Origin of the sequence: Micromonospora sp. NPDC048894, assembly GCF_040649765.1 — a bacterium.
GTDB lineage: Bacteria > Actinomycetota > Actinomycetes > Mycobacteriales > Micromonosporaceae > Micromonospora > Micromonospora antibiotica.
In genome coordinates this window covers 1-2,717 of record NZ_JBEZFY010000038.1, presented here as the reverse complement: position 1 = coordinate 2,717, position 2,717 = coordinate 1, and the positions used below count along the sequence as shown (strand labels likewise).

General features: G+C 70.5%; 1 protein-coding gene. It reads left to right on the top strand.

What is annotated here, in order from left to right; translation table 11 throughout:
- On the top strand, positions 1 to 2,717 hold a 2,717-nt coding region (locus AB0C22_RS31195; RefSeq protein ID WP_357538586.1), incomplete at both ends, for a type I polyketide synthase.

The window sequence follows — 2,717 nt, the reverse complement described above, 5'->3', positions numbered from 1 at the left end:
ACCACCCAAACCCCCCACACCCTCCACACCACCCTCACCGCCAAAATCGACACCACCCACACCCTCCACACCGCACTCCAACACCACCCCGACGTCACCCTCGTCACCTACAGCAGCGCCGCCGCGACCATGGGGAACCCGGGCCAGGCCAACTACGGCGCGGCCAACGCCTTCCAGGACGCCCTCGCCCACCACCGCCACCGCAACGGCCTGCGCGCCACCGCCATCGGGTGGGGGCTCTGGGACACCACCAGCGGAATGGCCGGCGGTCTCGGGCGGGCCGAACTCGATCGGATCGCCGCTGCCGGCGTCCTGCCGATCGAGGTGGAGCAGGGACTCGCCGCCCTCGACGCCGCCCTCGACATCGACCGCCCGACGGTCCTGCCGGTACGACTGAACCTGGGCGCGTTCGCCGCCCGGGACGCCGTACCGCCGATGCTGAGCAGGCTGGTCCGGCCCGCCCGGCGGCGGGCGGCGGCGGCGACCGACGCCACCGGCCACCTGGCCCAGCGGCTGGCCGGGCAGACCCCGCAGGAGCAGACCGCGTTCCTGTCCGACCTGGTACGTGCCGAGGTGGACGTGGTCCTCGGTCGCACCGACGGTGAACCGGTCGACCCGCAGCGGCCCTTCCGGGAGCTGGGTGTGGACTCGCTGACGGCCGTCGAACTGCGCAACCGGCTCGTCGCCGCGACCGGCATCACGCTCGCCGCGACCGCGGTCTTCGACCACCCCACCCCGGCCGCGCTGGCGGAACACCTGCGTACCGTCGTCGCCGGGCCGGACGGCGCGGCACCGGTGACGCCGACGACCCGCACCGCCGTCGCGGTAGCCGACGACCCGGTCGCCATCATCGCCATGTCCTGCCGGTTCCCGGGCGGCGTCGCCAGCCCGGAACACCTGTGGCGGGTGGTCGCCGACGGCGTCGACACCATCGGCGACTTCCCCACCGACCGGGGCTGGAACGTGGACGACCTGTACGACCCCGACCCGGCCGCCGTCGGCCGGACCTACACCCGGCAGGGCGGGTTCCTGCGCGACGCCGACACGTTCGACGCGGACTTCTTCGAGATCAGCCCCCGTGAGGCGGCGGCGATGGACCCGCAGCAGCGGCTGCTGCTGGAGACCTCGTGGGAGGCCATCGAGGCGGCTGGCGTCGACCCGGCGGAACTGCGCGGCAGCGACACCGGCGTATTCGTCGGCGTCATCACCAGCGACTACGTCACCCGGCTGGGCCACACCCCGGCCGGCGTCGAAGGGCACGTCTCCACCGGCACCACCACGAGCGTCGCCTCCGGCCGCATCGCCTACACCCTCGGCCTGGAGGGGCCGGCCATCACGGTCGACACCGCCTGCTCGTCGTCGCTGGTCGCCCTGCACCTCGCCGCCGGGTCACTGCGTACCGGCGAGTGCTCGCTGGCCCTGGTCGGCGGGGCCACCGTGATGGCCGGGCCGGTCAACTTCGTCGAGTTCAGCCGGCAGCGGGCGCTGTCGGTGGACGGCCGCTGCAAGGCGTTCTCATCCTCCGCCGACGGCACGGGCTGGGGCGAGGGCGTCGGCGTGATCATGTTGGAGCGGTTGTCGGACGCCCGGCGGAACGGGCACCCCGTCCTGGCTCTGGTGCGGGGTAGTGCGGTGAATCAGGACGGTGCGTCGAATGGTTTGACGGCTCCGCATGGTCCGTCGCAGGAGCGGGTGATTCGTCAGGCGTTGGCGAGTGCGGGGTTGTCGGCGGGTGAGGTGGATGTGGTGGAGGCGCATGGTACGGGGACGAGGTTGGGTGATCCGATCGAGGCGCAGGCGTTGTTGGCGACGTATGGTCGGGAGCATTCCGCGGAGCGTCCGCTGTTCCTCGGCTCCCTGAAGTCGAACGTCGGCCACACCCTCGCCGCCGCCGGAGTGGCCGGCGTGATCAAGATGGTGCTGGCGATGCGGGCCGGGGTGATGCCGAAGACGCTGCACGTCGACGAGCCGACCACGCACGTGGACTGGTCGTCGGGTGCGGTGGAGCTGCTCACCGAGGCGCGGCCGTGGGAGGGCGGGCGTCCCCGCCGGTCGGCCGTCTCCTCGTTCGGTATGAGCGGCACCAACGCGCACGTGATCCTGGAGTCGGTGCCGGAGCCGGTCGTGGTTACGGGCGACGAGCCGGTGGGGCCGGTGCCGTTGGTGTTGTCGGCGCGGTCGGTGGAGTCGTTGCGGGCGCAGGCGGTGCGGTTGGCGGGTTTTCTGGGTGGTGTTGGTGGTGGGGTGTCGTTGTCGGATGTGGCGTGGACGTTGGCGGGTCGTGCTGGGTTTGCGCATCGTGCGGTGGTGGTGGGTAATTCTCGGGCGGAGTTGGTTGCGGGTTTGACGGCGTTGGGTTCTGGCGCGGATTACGTGTCGTCTCCGATTCCGACTTCGACCACGTCTCCGGTTCCGACTGCGACTGCGTCTCCGTCTCCGAATGCGGCTCCGACTGCAACTTTGGCTTCGACTGCGGATTCGGTTCCTGCTTCGGGTTCGTCTTCGTCTTCGTCTTTGGTTCCGGTTCCGGTTTCTGTTCCGGGTTCGGGTTCGGGTTCTGTTCCGGGTTCGGGTGTGGTGTTGTCGTCGGGTGTGGTGTCGTCGGGTGTGGTGTCGGGTGGTGTGGTGTCGGGTGGGACGGTGTTTGTGTTTCCGGGTCAGGGGTCTCAGTGGTGGGGTATGGGTCGGGAGTTGTGGGAGTGTGATGCTGTTTTTCG